This window comes from Kitasatospora sp. NPDC058406 (assembly GCF_042722765.1).
GTDB lineage: Bacteria > Actinomycetota > Actinomycetes > Streptomycetales > Streptomycetaceae > Kitasatospora.
In genome coordinates, this window is record NZ_JBHXKE010000055.1 from 1 (window position 1) to 17,209 (window position 17,209).

The 17,209-nt window shown below is 73.1% G+C and carries 15 protein-coding genes; 7 read left to right on the forward strand and 8 right to left on the reverse strand.

All coding sequences use genetic code 11. The features are described 5' to 3' along the window. Positions 1 to 625: 625 nt before the first annotated feature. Positions 626 to 1,981 carry a tetratricopeptide repeat protein gene (locus tag ACFWOG_RS13405; RefSeq protein WP_380357876.1) on the reverse strand — a complete coding sequence of 452 codons (1,356 nt, stop codon included), beginning with the start codon at positions 1,979 to 1,981 and terminating at the stop codon, positions 626 to 628. Positions 1,982 to 2,224: 243 nt separating this feature from the next. Between ACFWOG_RS13405 and ACFWOG_RS13410 the strand changes: the two genes are divergently transcribed. From ACFWOG_RS13410 to ACFWOG_RS13420, 3 genes are all read left to right on the forward strand, one after another. Further along, complete coding sequence (locus ACFWOG_RS13410; RefSeq protein WP_329877593.1) at positions 2,225 to 2,380, forward strand: hypothetical protein; 156 nt, start codon at positions 2,225 to 2,227, stop codon at positions 2,378 to 2,380. A gap of 115 nt (positions 2,381 to 2,495) precedes the next feature. Continuing rightward, on the forward strand, positions 2,496 to 3,422 hold the full coding sequence (locus ACFWOG_RS13415; protein ID WP_380357879.1) for a hypothetical protein: 927 nt from the start codon (positions 2,496 to 2,498) through the stop codon (positions 3,420 to 3,422). Between the two features lie 35 nt (positions 3,423 to 3,457). Then, the gene (locus ACFWOG_RS13420; RefSeq protein WP_380357882.1) at positions 3,458 to 4,711 is read left to right on the forward strand and encodes a tetratricopeptide repeat protein; all 1,254 of its coding nucleotides are present in this window, start codon (positions 3,458 to 3,460) and stop codon (positions 4,709 to 4,711) included. 179 nt (positions 4,712 to 4,890) lie between these two features. Here ACFWOG_RS13420 and ACFWOG_RS13425 read toward each other — a convergent pair whose 3' ends face one another. From ACFWOG_RS13425 to ACFWOG_RS13435, 3 genes are read right to left on the reverse strand one after another with little or no spacing between them, the layout of a single operon-like run. Continuing rightward, a complete protein-coding gene (locus ACFWOG_RS13425; protein WP_380357885.1) occupies positions 4,891 to 5,694 on the reverse strand; it encodes a phosphatase PAP2 family protein in 804 nt (267 codons plus the stop codon). Positions 5,695 to 5,704: 10 nt separating this feature from the next. Continuing rightward, complete coding sequence (locus tag ACFWOG_RS13430) at positions 5,705 to 6,664, reverse strand: YihY/virulence factor BrkB family protein (RefSeq protein ID WP_329950603.1); 960 nt, start codon at positions 6,662 to 6,664, stop codon at positions 5,705 to 5,707. Then, the gene (locus tag ACFWOG_RS13435; RefSeq protein WP_380357888.1) at positions 6,664 to 8,520 is read right to left on the reverse strand and encodes a diacylglycerol kinase family protein; all 1,857 of its coding nucleotides are present in this window, start codon (positions 8,518 to 8,520) and stop codon (positions 6,664 to 6,666) included. The genes ACFWOG_RS13430 and ACFWOG_RS13435 overlap by 1 nt, the downstream gene beginning before the upstream one ends. Positions 8,521 to 8,858: 338 nt before the next feature. Here ACFWOG_RS13435 and ACFWOG_RS13440 point away from each other — a divergent pair, with 338 nt between their 5' ends. Next, positions 8,859 to 9,563 (forward strand): metal-dependent hydrolase, encoded by a 705-nt coding sequence (locus ACFWOG_RS13440; RefSeq protein ID WP_380357891.1) that lies wholly within the window; start codon positions 8,859 to 8,861, stop codon positions 9,561 to 9,563. A gap of 168 nt (positions 9,564 to 9,731) precedes the next feature. Here the strand turns inward: ACFWOG_RS13440 and ACFWOG_RS13445 are convergent, their stop codons facing one another. The 4 genes from ACFWOG_RS13445 to ACFWOG_RS13460 all read right to left on the reverse strand — a co-directional run bounded on the left by ACFWOG_RS13445 (position 9,732) and on the right by ACFWOG_RS13460 (position 12,738). Then, entirely contained in the window at positions 9,732 to 10,079 is a 348-nt protein-coding gene (locus ACFWOG_RS13445; RefSeq protein WP_380357893.1) for a hypothetical protein, read from the reverse strand. Between the two features lie 228 nt (positions 10,080 to 10,307). Further along, a complete protein-coding gene (locus ACFWOG_RS13450; RefSeq protein WP_329877609.1) occupies positions 10,308 to 10,649 on the reverse strand; it encodes an STAS domain-containing protein in 342 nt (113 codons plus the stop codon). Then, positions 10,646 to 11,938, reverse strand: a complete 1,293-nt coding sequence (locus ACFWOG_RS13455; RefSeq protein ID WP_380357900.1) for a PP2C family protein-serine/threonine phosphatase — start codon at positions 11,936 to 11,938, stop codon at positions 10,646 to 10,648. The genes ACFWOG_RS13450 and ACFWOG_RS13455 overlap by 4 nt, the downstream gene beginning before the upstream one ends. Continuing rightward, positions 11,935 to 12,738 carry an alpha/beta hydrolase gene (locus tag ACFWOG_RS13460; RefSeq protein ID WP_329877613.1) on the reverse strand — a complete coding sequence of 268 codons (804 nt, stop codon included), beginning with the start codon at positions 12,736 to 12,738 and terminating at the stop codon, positions 11,935 to 11,937. The genes ACFWOG_RS13455 and ACFWOG_RS13460 overlap by 4 nt, the downstream gene beginning before the upstream one ends. A 423-nt stretch (positions 12,739 to 13,161) precedes the next feature. Between ACFWOG_RS13460 and ACFWOG_RS13465 the strand changes: the two genes are divergently transcribed. From ACFWOG_RS13465 to ACFWOG_RS13475, 3 genes are all read left to right on the forward strand, one after another. Beyond that, positions 13,162 to 14,370, forward strand: coding sequence for a S8 family peptidase (locus ACFWOG_RS13465; protein ID WP_380357903.1), 1,209 nt, complete (start codon positions 13,162 to 13,164; stop codon positions 14,368 to 14,370). Positions 14,371 to 14,601: 231 nt separating this feature from the next. Further along, positions 14,602 to 15,801, forward strand: a complete 1,200-nt coding sequence (locus ACFWOG_RS13470) for a serine hydrolase domain-containing protein (protein ID WP_329950599.1) — start codon at positions 14,602 to 14,604, stop codon at positions 15,799 to 15,801. A 111-nt stretch (positions 15,802 to 15,912) separates the two neighbouring features. Next, entirely contained in the window at positions 15,913 to 17,055 is a 1,143-nt protein-coding gene (locus tag ACFWOG_RS13475; RefSeq protein WP_380357905.1) for a serine hydrolase domain-containing protein, read from the forward strand. Positions 17,056 to 17,209: the final 154 nt, after the last annotated feature.

Genomic DNA, 17,209 nt, shown 5'->3' on the forward strand with positions numbered 1-17,209 from the left:
TGCAGATGTCGCAATCCACACCGAGCCAGAAGGCCCTCACTCATTTCAAGATCACCACGCCGTGAGCCCTGTCACCAACCTCCGTGGTCAGTACACCTAGTGCGCACCGGACGACCACCGTCCGGTCGGGAGGTCGGCTGTCTCGTTCCGGCATCGGCTTCGTCCCGTCGTCTGGCCTTCACCCTGCCGCTCGCCGCCGTCATCGCCACCGGCGCCGTCGGCTGCACCCCCGACGGCGCCGCCGTCGCCGGACCGAGCGGCGCACCCACCCTGATCGGACCACCGGTAACAAGCTCGACGTCCGGCTCGGCGCCGTCGCGGAGGGCCACACCGCCCCCACTGCCAAGGTCACCCCCGTCGTCACCGGCTGATCCCTCGCCGGGTCACACCGACGCGGGCCGGCCCCACCACCTGGGAACCGGCCCGCGCCCGGCCCGACGTCATGGTGTCCGCCGCCTGTGCCGTCCGCCGGGTTGCGGGTAGATCGTGTCAACAGGCTTATCACCGTAGGGAGATGAGCAGAAGGCCGCCTGTTGTGGTGCGTCCATGCCGTCGACCAAGCCGTTCCAGGTCGCCTTCGACTGTGCGGAGCCCGGGCGCCTCGCTCGCTCCTGGTGCGGGTCGGTCAGGCTCGGACGAGTTCGGCAGCGCGCTGCCCCAGGTCTGCGGCGCCGGGGATTCCACGCCGGGCCCAACTCGTCATTGTCGTACGGACTTTGCGAAGTTCCTTCTTGTGCCGGTCGGACACGACTCCGTCCATGAAATCCAGGGACTGGCCCCAGATCCCTACAGCTTCGTCGTGGCGGCGCTGGGCAGCGACAGACCGGGCCAGGTTCCCGAGTGTCAGGGCGTGGATGCGCCGGAACGCCTCGGGATCGCGACCGGCGAGGGCGGCGCGGTGGTGGCGTTCGGCCGCCTGGTGGTCTTTCAGCTCGGCCAGGGTCTTGGCGGTGTGAGAGGCGACGGTTGCCGCTACCGGCCCGGTAGCCGCCGTGAAGGACGCGGGCGGCGTCGCGGTGTCGAGCATGGCGTCCTCGGCCGAGAGAAGGGCCGCTGCGGCCTTCTGCCCGCTTCCCACGGCTCCGTACGCCCGAGCGCTCGTGATCAGCAACAGGGCCTCGGTCTGCGGGTCCACCTTCCCGCGCGCCCGCCGTAGGGACTCCTCTGCCAGTTCGACACAGAACTCCGGCTGCTTGAGGTTGAGAGCCTGATGAGCGAGGGCACGCATCATCCAGGCGCCGTGTCCTGTCGGCTCGCTCTCGCAGGCGAGTTGGTAGCCGAGAAGGTAGTACCGCTGCGCGGCTCCCTCCCGGCCCAGGTCGTGGTACTTCCACGCGGCGAGGTACGACAGTTCGGCCGCCACGCCGTAGGCGTCCCGGCGAACCCCGTCGGAGGGGTACACGGCCTGGAGCATCGGCACCACCGTGTCGGTCAGGTAGGTGGTCACGGCACTCAGCCCGTGCCCACCGCCAAGACGCTCGTCAGCGGCGGTGAACACGCCGGTGATGTGCCGGACGGTGGCCACCTCTCCGACGCCCACCCGGCCGCCGGTCCTTCCCGCTCGCAGGGTAGCCGCGACCGCTTGGTGATCGTAGGTCAGCGGCAACGCCACGGCGGCGGTGGCGAACGCACTGGCGAGGAAGTCGCGGCGGGACTTCATCACGGCTCTCCCGAGGTCGGCGGCGGTGGCCAGCGGGTCGGCGCTCATAACCTCCCCGATCGCTTCCGACCCCAATCCGATCTCCGCCACGGTCACCTTGCGACGTGTCCTCCGGGTAAGGGCCTCGGCAAGATACTGCGGCGTGCGTCCGGTGGGCGTACCGCCAGCCACCCAGTGAGCGACGGCCGAGGGTGGAATTGCCAGGTGTTCCCCCGCCTCGGAAGCGACCGCGCGCACTGTCGTCGCCAGCGCCTGGTACGTGCATCCGGCCTCCGCGATGGCCCGGGCCAGTGCCTCGTTCGGTGCCTTGGTGTCCGTCAACTGTCGCCCCTCATTCCGATCTTGAACGGGTTGAACGGGATCGGTGTGCTCACACCGTACCTCCGGAGCGTGACTGGATGTTCACTGATTGCACCGGCAGGCCAGGAGTTCCCGCCCGGCTGGCGCGGCAATGGCGACACCGGCCGCAAGCCACGCGGTGAACCCGCCGGCGGCCGCAGGCTCCTCCCCGGACCTCGGGGAGGTGCACCGATCCGCAGTAGTTCCCATGGAAGGAGCAGGACTATGCCCGCCAACATCGAGGTCAGCAACCTGACGCGCCGCCTGGACCACTCGGTGCCGGACGGCGACTTCGCGCCCGTGGCCGTCGAGACCCTGACGCGGCGCCTGGACCACATGGTGCCGGACGGTGACTTCGCGCCCGTGGCCGTCGAGGTCTGACCGCAAGTCCCATGGGATGCCGTTCAGCTGACGGCATGGCCGGTCGGCTCGGGTGACCACCGGGCCGACCCGCCGCACGGCGTCGCCACACAGTCCCAAGCAAGGAGAGTCCGCAGTGAACACCACCATCGCCCTCAGCGTCCCGGCAGGCTCCTTCTTCGACCTCAGCCGGAAGGACCCGGAACTTCTCCGCCTGCGCGAGGAGGGCGCCGAGAGTGCTCTGCCGTTCGCCCTGATGGAACGCCTCATCAAGTCCGGCACCCCCTACGCACAGCACGCCCGGTCCCTGCGCAGCGAGAAGGTGACCGTGGCCGGGGTGGCCTTCGACTGGTTCGACGCCCAGCTTCCCGGCGAGATCGCCAACGAGATCAACCTGACGAACTACGAGATCGCCGAGCACACCGACGACCGCCGCGAGGCACTGTCCGAGGCGTTGGACCGCCTGTCGCTGGTCCACTCCGAGGGATTCACCCGTGTGCGTGAGTTCGTCCGTGGCCTGTTGTGGGTCGGGCTCAAGCCCGGTGTCCGCGCTTCTTCCCTGACCAGTTCCAGTGACCCGGCGCTCCCGTACGTCGTCATGTTCTCCGACAAGGCCCGGCACCACATCCCCCCGAACACGGTCAGCTCGGAGCCGTCTCCCCGCTTCCTGGCGGAGAACCTGCTCCACGAGGGTACGCACCAGTCGATCAGCTTCCACATCCTTCAGCACCAGGTCTTCGCCGACGGGTACTCGTCCAAGGAGTCTCCGAAGATCGAGATCAGGTGGCGAGCGGGGCAGGGCGCCGTGCGCAACCAGTACTGGGAGGTGGACCGGGCCTTCCATGCGACCTGTGTCTACAACCAGTTGCTGAGGTTCCGCCGTACCGAGCTGGACCGCGACGACCTGACCCCCGACGAGCGTGCGTGCTTCCAGTCCGCCTACGACGAGGGCCTGCCCGCTGCCCGCTACCTCATGCGCGAACTCGAACTCCTGAGTGTGCACTTCACCCCGCACGGGGTGGAGTTGCTGGCCGATCTGCGCCAGCAGACCGACCACCTGTAGTGCCACCCTGAGCAGAACCGAACGAGGAGGGTCCGGTGCTCCAGCACCTCATCACACAGGACGCCGGCCTGCGAATGGTCCCGACGGACCGGGGCAAGTTGGCCACTGCGGTTGGCCGACTTCAGGACGATCTACGGGCTTTGCCCGAGGAGGCCGATCCCGTCCGCACCCGGGCCCTCACCCGGTGGATCGGCGTCGGGCAGATGTGTTTGGGCCAACACGAGGAGGCCCTGACGTTCCTGCGGCAGTCGCTCGACTTGGCCGCAGCGAGCGGCAACACCCGAGCGGTCGTCGCCACCAGCCTCAACCTCGGCGACGCCCACCGCTACGCCGGTGACATGCGGGCAGCGGAGGCGCTCTACCGCGGAGCCCTGGGCACCGCGCGGAGCCAACACCCGGAACTGGTGGACTTCGCGCTCCAGCACACCGGTAAGTACCTGATGGAGCGCGGCGATCTCGCAGGCGCCGAGGCCCATCTCCGGGAAGCGCTGCGGCTGCGGATCGCCAAGGGTGACACCGAGCTGATCGGGTCCACACAGGCAGCACTCTCGCGGGTGGAACTGCTGATCGACCACGCCGCCGCGCCGGGGGCGGGCGACACTGCGCCTCGCCAGTGGAGCGGTCAGTGGACCTCGTGGCTCCGGTCCCACACCACGGCCCGTACCCCGGACCGGTGGGCAGAGGACTTCCCCGCCATCCGGGGCGCCGTACGCGGGCTGACCGCGCATCAGCGGGTGCACCCGCGACACCTGCGCGACCAGCTGTTCCCGGCTGAGCTGATCACCGCTATGGCGCAGGAGGCCGAGGCGGCCCTGACTGCCAACGGCTACCTTCACAACGGCAAGTGGAACGCGGCCGTGGGCGACGCAGCGAACCGCTTCGCCGGGCAAGTCGATCTCGCTGCGGTCGTCACGGAGTCCACCGGACTGGAGGTCGAGCAGCCGCACAACGGCGTCTATATCGCCTATCTGGAGGAGGGCCAGTTCCTCGACTTCCACGTTGACGAGTTCGGGTTCGGTGAGGCCAACCTGATCCTGTGTCTCAAGCACGAGCGTTCCGCCGCAGCTCTCACCGTGAGCGCCACCGTCTTCATCGGCGCTGACGGTTACCGTGCGTGCGATCTCGCAGCGGGCGAGTGCGTTGTGTTCGATGGGGCGATCACCCCACACGGAAGGACGCCACTCGGCGCCGGAGAGCGCGTGGTCCTCATCAGCTTCGGATTCCGTGCGCGTGATGTGGCCAGGCGCTCGGCCGCTCCAGGGCGTACAGGTGTCCCATGGACCGGATGACGCGGTCGAACCGCCAGAACACCAGCGCGTCGTACGCGCCCGGGTTGCTGAGCCGGCGCTGAAGCTGCGGGCGCTCCCACGGAGGGTCACGGCGGACAGCCGCCGCCTGGGCGTGACGGCGCCGGGTTCGGTCGAGCACCCGGCGCCGGGCCGGTGCCGTCACCGGGCACGCGGGGCGCTCACCGCCCGGCGGGGGCCGACTCCTCCGGCCCTTCCGGTCCCGCCGTCGCGAGCTCCGGCTCCAGACCGTCCGTCACCGGCGGCACGCCGCGGCCGGTCTCCAGCCGCCACGCGTCGAACGCCCACGCCGTCGCCACGACCAGCCCCGCCCCGAGCAGCCAGCCGCCGAGCACGTCACTGGCCCAGTGCACGCCCAGCGCGACGCGGGTGAAGCCCACGCCGAGCACGGACACCGCGGCCACGGCCCAGGCGGCCGGCCGCAGCGTCCTCGGTACCACCGGTTCCAGGACGAGCAGCAGGACCGCGCAGGAGACGGCGGCCGTCATCGCGTGCCCGGAGGGGAAGGAGTATCCGGGTGCCAGGGCCACCGGGTCGGGCAGGCTCGGGCGGACCCGGCCGACGGCCGCCTTGACCAGGAATCCGGTGAGTCCTGCCGCGGTCTCCGTGGCGGCGGCCCACGCGGCCAGCCTCCACGCTCGCCGGTACAGCAGCCAGCCCACGGCCGCCGCGACCAGCAGGCGCAGCGTGACCGGGTCCCACACGCGGTCGCTCAGCACGCGGATCACGGACAGCAGCGCGGGGTGCCCGAGGACGGCGGTGTGCAGGCGGTCGGCGGCGCCGCGGTCGAGCTCGGCCAGCGGCGTCCAGCGTGCCTCGATCAGCACCAGCAGGACGCCGGCCGGTACCGAGGCGAGCGTGAACGCGCCGGCGGCGGCCAGCAGTCGCCGGCCGAAGCGGCGGTCGGCGGCGCGCAGCGGTCGGCGCGGGGGGCGCCGGCGGAGGGATCGGGAATCGGTGTTCATCCTTCGACGGCTACCCACGTTCGGGCTGGTCAGGCCCCGGATCCGGCTCGATGGGCGAGCGCCGGCCGGCCCGGTCCGCCTCCAGCTGGGCGGCGAACGAGATGCCGAGGAGCAGCGCGATCGCCGTGAGGTAGGCCCAGACGAGCAGCGAGACGCCCGCGCTGAGCGGCCCGTACACGGCGTCGAAGGACCCGCTGATCTTCAGGTAGGTGCGGAGCAGCCAGGTCGCCGCCAGCCAGAGCACCAGGTGGACGGCGGCGCCGAAGGCGAGCCAGCTGTAACCGGGCTGCTTGCGCCGCGGCGCGCGCCGGAAGATCACGACGGAGGAGAGCAGGGCCAGGCTGAACCCCAGGGGCCGGTGGAGCACCGACCAGACGGTCACGAAGACGCTGTTCGGCCGGTAGACGTCGGCCACGGAGGCGGCGATCTCCGGGCCCGCGACCAGGACGACGAGGCCCGCTCCCATCGGGAGTCCCGCCAGGACGGCCATCACCAGGCCCCGGCCGTACTTGCGGTGGGCGGGGCGGTCCCGCTCGATGCCGTAGATGCGATTGGCGCCGCGTTCGATCTGGCTCATCGCCGTGACCAGGTTGACCATCGAGAACACCAGGCCGAACCAGAGTGCGACTGTGCCGCCCGAGCCGGCCCGCGTCCGGCTGCGGTCCAGCACGTCGCGGACCATGTCCGCGCTCGGCCCGGCGGTCAGCCGTTCGATGGTGAGCTCGGCGACCATCCCGATCCGCTCGGTGTGCATGACCTCGGAGAGGCCGATGACGGCGATGGCGAACGGGACGACGGCCAGGACGGTCTGGAAGGCCAGGGCGCGGGCGTGACTGAACCCGTCGGCGTACCGGAAGCGGACCACGGCGTCGCGGAAGAGCGGCCAGCGGCCGTGCTCCCGCAGGGTCGCGACCGCCTCGTCGGCGGAGAGGTCGCCGCCCCGGCCCCGCACCCTCCTCGCGGTGCCCATCAGCCCGCCGCCCCGACGGTCCGGGGACCCGCGTCGGTCGGTGGTCCCGCCGGAGAGGGTCCCGTCGGCTCCGCCGCCGGGCGCGGCGGGGGCACGGTGGCCCGCCTCCGGCCGGGACGGTCGCCCGCGGGGACCGGGGCGTGCACCAGCAGCGCGCCCGGCCGCACGGTCAGGCGCAGCCGCCGGCCGTCGCCCACCGGCTCGCCGTCCAGCTCGCGCGGGCTTCCGTGCTCCGTGACGAGCGTGATCCGGCGGCCACGGAAGTGTTCCAGGCTGCTCCCGTTCCCGCGCGCGGAGCGCTCGGCCTGCGTGGGTTGCGCGTCCCGGTCGGCCTGCCCGGTCCCGCCGCGCCGCGGGTCCTGCTCCTGCCGACCGTGCCGACCGGTCACCAGCCGGAGCGTCGCCGTGCACCAGCCGGCGAGCCCCCGGGGCTGGAACAGGACCAGGTCGAGCACACCGTCGTCCGGTTCGGCCTGCGGCAGCAGGCGCACGCCGCCCTGGAGCGAGCCGACGTTGCCCACGACGGCCATGGCGGCGCGGCGGTGGAAGGTGGCGCCGTCGTCGAGCGTGACGGCGAGCCGCATCCGCCGGTCCCCGAGGTGCCGGGCGATCCCCACCAGGTAGGCGGCCCAGCCGAGGCGGCGCTTGAGGCCGCGCCCGGTGTCCGCCATGACGGCGGCGTCCAGGCCGATCCCGGCCATCGCCCCGACGAGGGTCGGTTCGATGCCGTCGCCCTCCGCCAGGGCCAGGTCGATGCGGCGCGGTGCGCCGTCGAGCGCGGCGGCCAGCGCCCGGGCCGGCGAGGTCGGCAGGCCGAGGTTGCGGGCGAGCAGGTTGCCGGTGCCGCACGGGACGACGGCCAGCGCGGTCCGGGTCCCGGCGAGGGCCTGGGCGCAGGCGGTCACGGTGCCGTCGCCGCCGCAGACGACCAGCAGCGGGAAGCCGTCCGCGACCGCCCGGGCGGCGGCCGACCGCCCGAGGTCGTCGGGGTCGGTCTCGGCGACCCGGGGCTCCCGGTACCCGTGCGCCGCGAGCACCGCGAGGACGTCGTCGAGAACGGCGGGATCGGTCACCACGGGGTTGGACACCACCATCGCGCGTCGGCCTGCGGGGCCGGCGGCTTCCCGGCTCCCGGCGGCCGCGCCCGCGGTGGCCGAGCCGGGCGCGGCCTGCGTGGACGGCACGGCCCGCCGTGCCGCGGGGCGCCGTTCGGGCCGCAGGAGCGTGCTCAGGATCCAGAGGGCGACGGCGCCGTTCAGCAGCCCGGCCACCACGTCCGTCGGGTGGTGCATCCCCCGGTAGAGCCGACTCGCCGCGACCAGCAGCGGCACCAGGCAGAGCAGCGCGACGACCGGGAGGTACCGGCGCCGGCCCTTCGCCGACCGCAGCGCGAGCACCGCCAGCGCTCCGTACAGGGCCGTCGCGGCGCCCACGTGCCCGGACGGGAAACTGGAGGTGGCCAGGGCCCCGTCCAGTCGGACCACGTCGGGCCGGGAGCGGCCCACCAGCGCCGCCGCCGTCACGAAGACGACGGCCTGGGCGAGGACCGCGCCGCCGACGAACAACGCCTCCCGCCACCGGCGCGGCCGCCCCGCGAGCACGAGCGCCAGCATCACCGCGGCGGTCGCGGCGACGATGGCGGGGGTGAAGCCGATCGCCGAGACCCACCCGGAGGCCCGGTCGAGCGACGGGTTCCGGTGCTCCGCCAGCCAGGTCACGACCGTCGGCTCCCGCTGGTCCCAGAGGCCGAACGGCGGATGCGTGACGAGGAGTCCGGCCAGCACCAGCACGACGGTCTGGGCCGGCAGTGCCAGGACGATCCGCCTGACGGAGCGTATGCCCCCTGGTGTCATCATGCGGGCCGTGTGCCCCGAACCGGCCGCTTCACGCGTTCCCGGCCGGCCCCGGGCGGGTCAGGCCCGGCGGGTCAGGCCCGGCGGGTCAGGCCCGGTGCATCGGGCCCATGGGCGTCAGGATCCGGGGTGGCAGGCCCTCCGAGTGTCAGCAACCCGTCCGAGCGTCAGGAACTCCCCGGACCGGACCGGCGGATCGCCCGCCGCCGCGGCACGGCCGGGAGTGGGAGAGGGAACGGCGGGTAGCAGACGGACTCCTCCCCACGACGGCCCCGCCGCACGGTCGGCCGGCGGGGGAGCGGACGGCGCCCGAGGGGCAGAAGGGACAGGTGCGATCCGGCATGCTGGGCCAGTCACACGCGGTCAGCGGGGCACTGATCTTCGCCGCGACGGCGTCGTTCCTGCCGGAGGCCCTGCTCGGCAAGGAGCTGCGCCCCGGCGAGATCCTGGTGGGCACGCTGCTCTGCGCCGGGGCCGCGCTGCTCCCCGACCTCGACCACCACGACGCGACACCCGCGCACCTGCTGGGCCCGTTGTCGAGGGGGCTCTGCCGCCTGGTGGGCAGGCTGAGCGGCGGACACCGCCACGCCACCCACTCGCTGCTGTTCGTGGCACTCGTCAGTGGCGGCACCTGGTGGGGCGTCACCCGTCTCGGCGACGGCTTCACCCTCGGTGTCGCCTTCTTCCTCCTCGCCCTCGCGGCGCGCGCCCTGCACCTGCATCCGCCCGGGCACGGGCTGACCGCGTGGGTGACCTCGGTCGGTCTGGCCGGGGTCGGCACGGCGACGGTCGCCGCCTGGTTCGACGGCATCGCCGGCTGGCTGCCCTACACGGTCGGTCTGGGCGCCCTGACCCATCTGCTCGGCGACTGCCTGACCCGGCGGGGCGCGCCGCTGCTGTGGCCGTACCGGCGGCGCTTCGAAGTGGTCCTGATCCGGCGGACCGGCAGCCGTCGGGAGACCCGCTTCTTCGTGCCGCTGATGACCGTCGCCACCTTCGGGGCCCTCTGGTTCACCGCTTTCGCCCCACGCTTCGCCACGAGCTGACCGCCGACCGCGCATCCGACCGCGCATCCGACCGCGCATCCGGCCTCGGTCCGGAGCCGCTCGGCCGGCCCGGCGCCGCGGGCCCGTGCGGACAGGGCGGCGACGGCCGGGCCTGCGACGGCCGGGCCCGGGGCGGCGGGGGTGATGCCGTCGCGTCCGGGGGCCGGTTCAGCGTGCTGCGGTTCCTGCGGGGTGGGCGCTGTCCTCGAAGTGGTCCGTGGTGGCCGGTTCGGGGGCTCTGGGCGCGGTGCCCTGCCGGGCGGTCTGGCAGGTGCTGCACGTGTGCCAGTGCGGTCGGACCCCCGACCGGTCGGTGTCGGTGAAGCGGTGCGGGGCGAGGGTCATCTCGCCGGTGTCCAGACCGCACAGGGTGAGGGGGCCGCAGACGCCCGACGCGTCCGCGGGGGCGGCGTGCGCGAGGCGCACCGGGTTCTCCGGGTCCGCCGGCGTGTGGTCGGGTCCGAGGATCCGAACGTTGGTGGGCATGTCCAGTTCCAGTACGACGATGATGTCCATCTTCTCAACGTGGCCGTCCGCGCGGTCCGTCGCACCCGCACGGTGGCATCCGGACCAGCCGGACCAGCCGGACCGGTAGGCCGTCGAGGCGAGGCGTCCGTCGCCCGGCACGCCGGAGGCCGTCACGGTCACACCGCGCGCGGTCCGGCCGATGTGCGGGTCCGGCCGGAGTCCGACCCGGCGGGGCCGTGCCGGGGTGTGTGCAGCGGTCGCCCCGGTGGCGCCCGGTCAGGAACGCAGCACGGCGGTGGCGGTGTCGGGGTGGATGGTGAAGACCCGGTCCAGGCCGACGATGCCGAGGATGCGGGCGGTGTTGGAGGGTACGGAGGCCAGCGCGATGCGGGCGCCGTGGCCCACGGCGACGTTGCGGGCGGCCAGCAGGACGGTGATGCCGCTGGAGTCGCAGAAGTCCAGCCGGGCCAGGTCGAGGACCAGCAACTGTCCGCCGGCGAGGGGGAGGGTGTCGACGGCCTCGCGGAGGCCGGGGGCGGTGTGGTGGTCGAGGTCACCGGCGATCTCCAGTACGGGACCGGTCGCGGCGTCTCGGGTGGTGATCGTCAGCGGGTTCATCCGTGCTCTTCACTCGTAGCAGGGGCCGGGGAGGGGATGCCGAGGGCGAGTAGGGCGGTGTCGTCGTCCAGGCCGTCGCCGAAGCCGGCGAGCAGCCCGGTGAGGGCGGTGACCAGGGCCTGAGGCCCGGCCGGGGTACGGGTGGCCGCGAAGGCGAGCAGGGCCTCCTCGCCGTACAGCTCGCGGTTCGGGCCGATCCGGGCCTCGGTCAGGCCGTCGGTGTAGAGCAGCAGTGTGTCCCCGCGGGAGAGGACGGTGCGGGTGGGCGTGAACTGGGCGTCGGGCAGCACGCCGATGAGCATGCCGCCGGGAGTGGGAAGGAACTCGGCGGTGCCGTCCGCACGCTGGACCAGCGCCGAGGGGTGGCCGCCGGAGGCCAGCTGCACCGTGCAGGTGTCGCCCCGGGGGTGCAGGACACCGAAGACGGCGGTGCAGTAGCGGGTGTCGCCGCCGCTGGTGTACCGCTCGTTCAGCACGGTGTTGAGCGTGTGGAGCACCGTGACCGGGTCGGGGTCGTGCAGGGCGGCGGCGCGCAGGGTGTGGCGGGTCAGCGAGGTCACGGCGGCGGCCTGGGGGCCCTTGCCGCAGACGTCGCCCAGGAAGAACGCCCACCGGGCGCCGTCCAGGGGGAACAGGTCGTAGAAGTCTCCGCCCAGCAGGTCGGGCGAGGCGGTGTGGTAGTGCGAGGCGGCCTCCAGCCCCGGCACGACGGGCAGGGCGGAGGGCAGCAGGCTCTGCTGCAGCACGGCCAGCGCCTCCTGGAGGCGCTCGCGGTCCGCCTCCGCCTGCCGGCGGGCCTCCTCGGCCGCCCGTCGGCCGCGCAGCAGCTCGGCTTCGTAGGCCCGGCGGTCGCGGGCGTCGAAGACGCTGGTGCGGATGAGCATCGGCTCGCCGCCGGCACCGGTCTTCACCCGGGAGGTGACCAGGACCGGCAGCCGCGTGCCGCCTGCCGCCTTGAGCTCCAGGGCGATCCCGCTGATCTCGCCGTTCAGGTGCAGCAGCGGCGCGAAGTGCGTCTCGTGGTAGAGCCTGCCGCCGACGGTGAGGAGGTCGGCGAACCGCATCCGGCCCACCACCTGGTCGCGGCCGAGGCCCAGCCAGTCCAGCAGGGTGGTGTTGATCTTCGCCACGGTGCCGTCCATCAGGGTGGACAGGTAGCCGCAGGGCGCCTGCTCGTACAGTTCCTCGGCGCTGTCCTCCAGGAGGGCGGTGAACGTCGCGTCGGGGGCGTCCAGGCCCTCCTCCCGTCTCGGGCCGCCGGGGCTCCGGTCACCGGCGCGAGCCGTCATCGGGCGGCTCCGACGAAGCCGAGGATCGCCTCGGCCGTGGCCTCCGGCGCGCTGAGCTGCGGGCAGTGGCCGGTGGCGTCCAGGGTCACCAGCCGGCTGCCGGGGATCGCGGCGTGGACGTAGGCGCCCACCTCACGGGGGGCGATCACGTCCTGGGCGCACTCCAGCACCAGCGTCGGCACCGTCACCGACTTCAGGTCGTCACGGCTGTCGGACAGGAACGTGGTCCGGGCGAAGACCCGCGCCATGTCCGGATCGGTCGCGCAGAACGACGTGGTCAGCTCCTCGCCGAGCTCCGGCCGGTCCGGGTTGCCCATGATCACCGGGGCCATCGCCGCGGACCAGCCCAGGTAGTTGGACTCCAGCGACTCCAGCAGCTCGTCGATGTCCCCGGCGTCGAACCCGCCCCGGTAGCCGTCCTCGTCTATGTAGCAGGGGGAGGGCGCCACCATCACCAGCCGGGAGAACCGCTCCGGGGCGGCGGCCGCCGCGAGCACCCCCACCATGGCGCTGACCGAGTGCCCCACGAACGTCACGTCCCGCAGGTCCAGCTCCTCGACGACCTCGACCACGTCCCGGGCGTAACCGTCCAGCGAGCTGTAGCGGTCCTCGGTCCACGCGGACGCGTCCGACCGGCCGGACCCGACGTAGTCGAACAGGACCACGCGGTAGTCGCCCGCCAGGGCCGGAACGACCAGGCGCCACATGTTCTGGTCGCACCCGAACCCGTGCGCGAGGACGACCACCGGCCCGTCGGCACGCCCGGTCACCCTGATGTTGTTCCTGCGTGCGACATCCATGCCCACCAGTCTCCCACCCGCCCGTCCGGCGCCTTCTCGGGGCCTCGGGTGCCGGGGGGCGGGTGCAGGGTGCCGGGCCCGGGACATCGGGCAGTGGCCCGGCTGCGGGCACCCCGCTGCCCCGGTTCGTCGACCGCGGCTCCGATCCGCGGGTGTGCACGGGAGGCGGGGCGAGTGCGCCGGTGGGAGCGGAATCGGCGGGAATGCCTCCCGGTGCTGTGACCGGACGGGTACACCGGGTTGCACCGGCGGACCGTCGGCCGACGGAATGTCGTGGGACGTCCAGGTCGGGAGTGGCCAGGAACAGCGAGCGGTCGGCTCGGGGACTCAAGGGCAGTACGCCGACGGACGATGCACAAGATGATCGTCACCTACGGGGCTGTCCCGGCCCCGGGGCGGTCGGTTTCGTGAATGGAGCCATCCATGCGATTGTCCGCGCGCTGCGCGTCCGCCGCACTCGTTCTGCTCGTTCCGTTGTGTGCCGCGCAGGGCACCGCAGTCGGCGAAACCTCCGGGAGGGCCTATGCGGCCCCGCTGCACAAGGCGGCCCGGGCCGTCCCGGGCCAGTACATCGTCACCGTACACAAGGGCCTGGACCCGGCCGCTACGGCCGCCGAGGTCCGCGGCGTCGAGCCGCTGCACACCTACCGCCACGCCCTGAACGGCTTCTCCGCCCGCCTCGACCCGGCCCAGCTGGCGCAGGTACGGGCTTTGCCCGGTGTCGAGGCCGTCGAGGAGAACGCCTTCGTGAGCACCCCGGCAGGCGCCACCGCGCCTGCCCCGAAGACCCGGGGAGCCGCCTCCAGCTGGGGCCTTGACCGCATCGACCAGCAGGACTGGGACAAGGAGGCCGCCACCGGTGACGGTCAGTTCACCGTTGAGGGTGACGGAGCCGGTGTCACCGCCTACCTGATCGGCACCGGCATCGAGTTCGGCCACGACGAGTTCGAGGGCCGCGCCGTCCTCGGCACCGACGCCGTCGGTGACGGGCAGAACGGCGCCGACTGTCAGGGCGTCGGCACCCACGTCGCCGGCATCGTCGGCGGCAAGACCTACGGCGTCGCCCGCAAGGTCAACCTGGTCGGCGTCCGCGTCGTGGGCTGTGACGGCCAGGGCACCAACGAGCAGCTCATCGCCGGCCTCGACTGGGTGGCGGCCAACGCCAGGAAGCCCGCCGTCGCCAACATCTCCGTCGGCGGGGACGCGAACGAAGCGATCAACAAGGCCGCCGACGCGCTCTCCAACGCGGGCATCCTGCCCGTCGTCTCCGGCGGCAACGGTGCCCGGGACGCCTGCCTCTCCTCCCCCTCCTCCGCCCAACGGGTCATCACCGTCGGCGCGACCAACAAGTACGACGAGGAGACCGACTTCAGCAACTACGGCACGTGCGTCTCGCTGTACGCGCCCGGCGAGGACATCACCTCCGCCAAGCTCGGCGGCGGCAGCGTCGTCCGGGGCGGCACCGCCATGGCCGCCCCGCACGTCACCGGCACCGTGGCCCTCTACCTCGCCGGACACACCGGCGCGACCCCCGAAGACCTCGCCCTGTGGCTCTCCACCGAAACCACCAAGGGCGCCCTGACCGTCAGCAAGAGCAGCCCCAACGAGCTGCTGTACACCGCCGGCCTCTGATCGGCCCGGACGCGCTCCGGACGCCCCGCCGACCTCAGGGCCGGCGGGGCGTCCGCGTCGCGGGCCAAGCCCCGGCGGGCCCGACGGCTCATGATCGCGAGTATCGCCGGGAACTCCGTCGGTGGCCTCCCCCGATCGGGGGAGTGATCTTTCCCGCCTTCCCGCGATGCGGAGGGAGGCCCCCGGAAACCAGGATCGTGCCCACACCGAACGATCTCCAGGAGTTGACCGATGCGTACGCAGATCCGGCAGGCCCCCAGTTCTCCGACCGGGCAGCGGGGCGGCAAGCGGCGACGGGCCGTGTCGGCCGTGGCCGCGGCAGCCTTCGGCGTCATGACGGCGGGCGTCCTCGCCCCGCCCGCCGCCCTCGCCGCCGACCCCGCCACCGCCTCCGCCCGCGCGAGGCCGGACGCCGTCCAGCAGGTCCTGAACACGCTGGTGCGTGACGACGGGCTGCCCGCCGCGCTGGCGAGCGTCAAGGGAAGGGACGGCCGTACCCGTACCTACACCGCCGGGACCGGCGACCTGGCCACCGGCTCGAAGGTGCCCAGGGACGGCCAGGTCCGGATCGGCAGCAACACCAAGACGTTCACGGCGGTCGTGGTCCTGCAACTGGTCGCCGAGGGGAAGCTCGGCCTGGACGACTTCGTGGACACCCACCTGCCCGGCCTCGTCCGGGGCGAGGGGATCGACGGGAGCACCATCACCGTCCGCCACCTCCTCCAGCACACCAGCGGACTCCCCGAGTACGGCAACCACCTCGACGACGACGAGATCAGGTACCGGTACGTCGAGCCCCGCGACCTGATCGACATCGCGCTCCGCTACCCGGCCGACGCGGCCCCCGGGAAGGTGTGGGGGTACAGCAACACGAACTACGTCCTGGCCGGCCTGATCGTCCAGAAGGTCACCGGCCGGCCCCTCGCCGAGGAGATCGACCGGCGCATCGTCAAGCCCGTCGGCCTGCGCCACACCTACTTCCCCGCCCCCGGGGACATGACCATCCGCGAGCCGCACCCCAAGGGCTACCACCGCAACCCGACCGACGGTCCGTTGCGCGAGTACACGGAGATGGACCCGTCATGGGGCTGGGCGGCGGGCCAGTTGATCTCCACCAACTCCGACCTCAACCGGTTCTTCGGCGCGCTCCTCGGCGGAGAACTCCTCCCGGACGCCCAGCTCGCCGAGATGCGCACCACCGTCCCCGTCGGCGGGCCCTCCGACCTGCGCTACGGGCTGGGGCTCACCAGCAGGGCCCTGTCCTGCGGCGGCGTCTACTGGGGCCACGGCGGCGACATCGCGGGCTACGAGACCCGGGGCGGGGTCACCGACGACGGCCGCGCCGCCAACGTCGCGGTGACCGGCGTCCCGTGGACCGACGCGGGCACGAAGCACGTGCTGGAGGCCGTGGACAAGGCCCTGTGCGGCTGACACCCGCCGACCTCCCGGGCCGGACGTGCCGTGCCGCGCCGTGCCGTGCCGTGCCGTGCCGTGCCCGAGCAACCCCGACCGACGAACCGACGATCCCCCAGGAGTTGACCCATGCAGGACCAGACACGCCGAGGACTCCGGCGGCGACACGCCCTGTCGGCCGCCGCCGCGCTGGCCGTCGGCCTCACCGTACCGGGTGTCCTGACGGCGCCCCAGGCCGCCGCCACCGGGCCGGACACCGTCCGACGGAGCCTGAACGCACTGGTGCGTGACGACGGGATGCCCGCCGCGCTGGCGAGCGTCCGGGACCGTCACGGCCGCACCCGCACCTACACCGCGGGGACCGCCGACCTGGCCACCGGCTCGAAGGTGCCCGTCGACGGCCAGGTCCGGGTCGGCAGCAACACCAAGTCCTTCGTCGCGGTCGTGGTCCTGCAGCTGGTCGCCGAGGGGAGGATCGGTCTGGACGACTTCGTGGACGCCCATCTGCCCGGCCTCGTCCGGGGGGAGGGGATCGACGGGCGCGACATCACCGTCCGCCAGCTCCTCCAGCAGACCAGCGGGCTCCCCGACTACAGCAGCGACCTCGGGGACGACGCCCGGTACTACGACCCGAACGAACTGCTCGCCTTCGCCCTCCGGCACCCCGCCGACTTCGCCCCCGGCAAGAAGTGGAAGTACAGCAACACCAACTACGTGCTCGCCGGCCTGCTCGTCCAGGAGGTCACCGGCCGCCCGCTCGCCGAGGAGATCGACCGGCGCGTCGTCCGACCCGCCGGGCTGCGCCACACCTACTTCCCCGCCCCCCGCGACGCGGGCATCCGGGAACCCCACCCCCACGGCTACTACCGGGAATCGGCGGACGCGCCGCTGCGCGACGTCACCGAGATCGACCCGTCCTGGGGGTGGGCCGCCGGGCAGATGGTCTCCACCGGCTCCGACCTCAACCGGTTCTTCGGCGCGCTCCTGGCCGGTCGCCTCCTGCCGCCGGCCCTGCTCGCGCAGATGCGGACCACCGTCCCCGCCGAGGAGACCTTCGGCCCCGGCGCCCGCTACGGACTGGGGCTCGTCAGCAGGCCGCTGCCGTGCGGCGGCCTCTCCTGGGGGCACGGCGGCAGCTTCCCCGGGTACGAGACCCGGAGCGGGGTCACCGACGACGGCCGCGCCGCCACCGTCGCGGTCACCGTGCAGGTCACCGACGCGGCGAGCCGCAGGAAGCTCGAACGCGCCGTGGACACGGCCCTGTGCCGCTGAGCCCCGCCGAGGGGCGTTCCGCGCGGTAGGACGACCGGTGGGCCCGCCCCCCCCTCGGGGCCACCCGCCCCGTGGGCCCGCCCCCGTGCCGCCCCGGCGGGCGGCGGGGGGGCGGCGGCGTCAGCAACCCCGGGACGCGACCCACCCGGACAAG

Bases quoted from the DNA above. Each gene is read 5' to 3' on its own strand.
- ACFWOG_RS13410 (WP_329877593.1), top strand. From the start codon at position 2,225: ATGCCCGCCAACATCGAGGTCAGCAACCTGACGCGCCGCCTGGACCAC.
- ACFWOG_RS13425 (WP_380357885.1), bottom strand. From the start codon at position 5,694: ATGAACACCGATTCCCGATCCCTCCGCCGGCGCCCCCCGCGCCGACCG.
- ACFWOG_RS13430 (WP_329950603.1), bottom strand. From the start codon at position 6,664: ATGGGCACCGCGAGGAGGGTGCGGGGCCGGGGCGGCGACCTCTCCGCC.
- ACFWOG_RS13435 (WP_380357888.1), bottom strand. From the start codon at position 8,520: ATGATGACACCAGGGGGCATACGCTCCGTCAGGCGGATCGTCCTGGCA.
- ACFWOG_RS13440 (WP_380357891.1), top strand. From the start codon at position 8,859: ATGCTGGGCCAGTCACACGCGGTCAGCGGGGCACTGATCTTCGCCGCG.
- ACFWOG_RS13445 (WP_380357893.1), bottom strand. From the start codon at position 10,079: ATGGACATCATCGTCGTACTGGAACTGGACATGCCCACCAACGTTCGG.
- ACFWOG_RS13450 (WP_329877609.1), bottom strand. From the start codon at position 10,649: ATGAACCCGCTGACGATCACCACCCGAGACGCCGCGACCGGTCCCGTA.
- ACFWOG_RS13455 (WP_380357900.1), bottom strand. From the start codon at position 11,938: ATGACGGCTCGCGCCGGTGACCGGAGCCCCGGCGGCCCGAGACGGGAG.
- ACFWOG_RS13460 (WP_329877613.1), bottom strand. From the start codon at position 12,738: ATGGATGTCGCACGCAGGAACAACATCAGGGTGACCGGGCGTGCCGAC.
- ACFWOG_RS13465 (WP_380357903.1), top strand. From the start codon at position 13,162: ATGCGATTGTCCGCGCGCTGCGCGTCCGCCGCACTCGTTCTGCTCGTT.
- ACFWOG_RS13470 (WP_329950599.1), top strand. From the start codon at position 14,602: ATGCGTACGCAGATCCGGCAGGCCCCCAGTTCTCCGACCGGGCAGCGG.
- ACFWOG_RS13475 (WP_380357905.1), top strand. From the start codon at position 15,913: ATGCAGGACCAGACACGCCGAGGACTCCGGCGGCGACACGCCCTGTCG.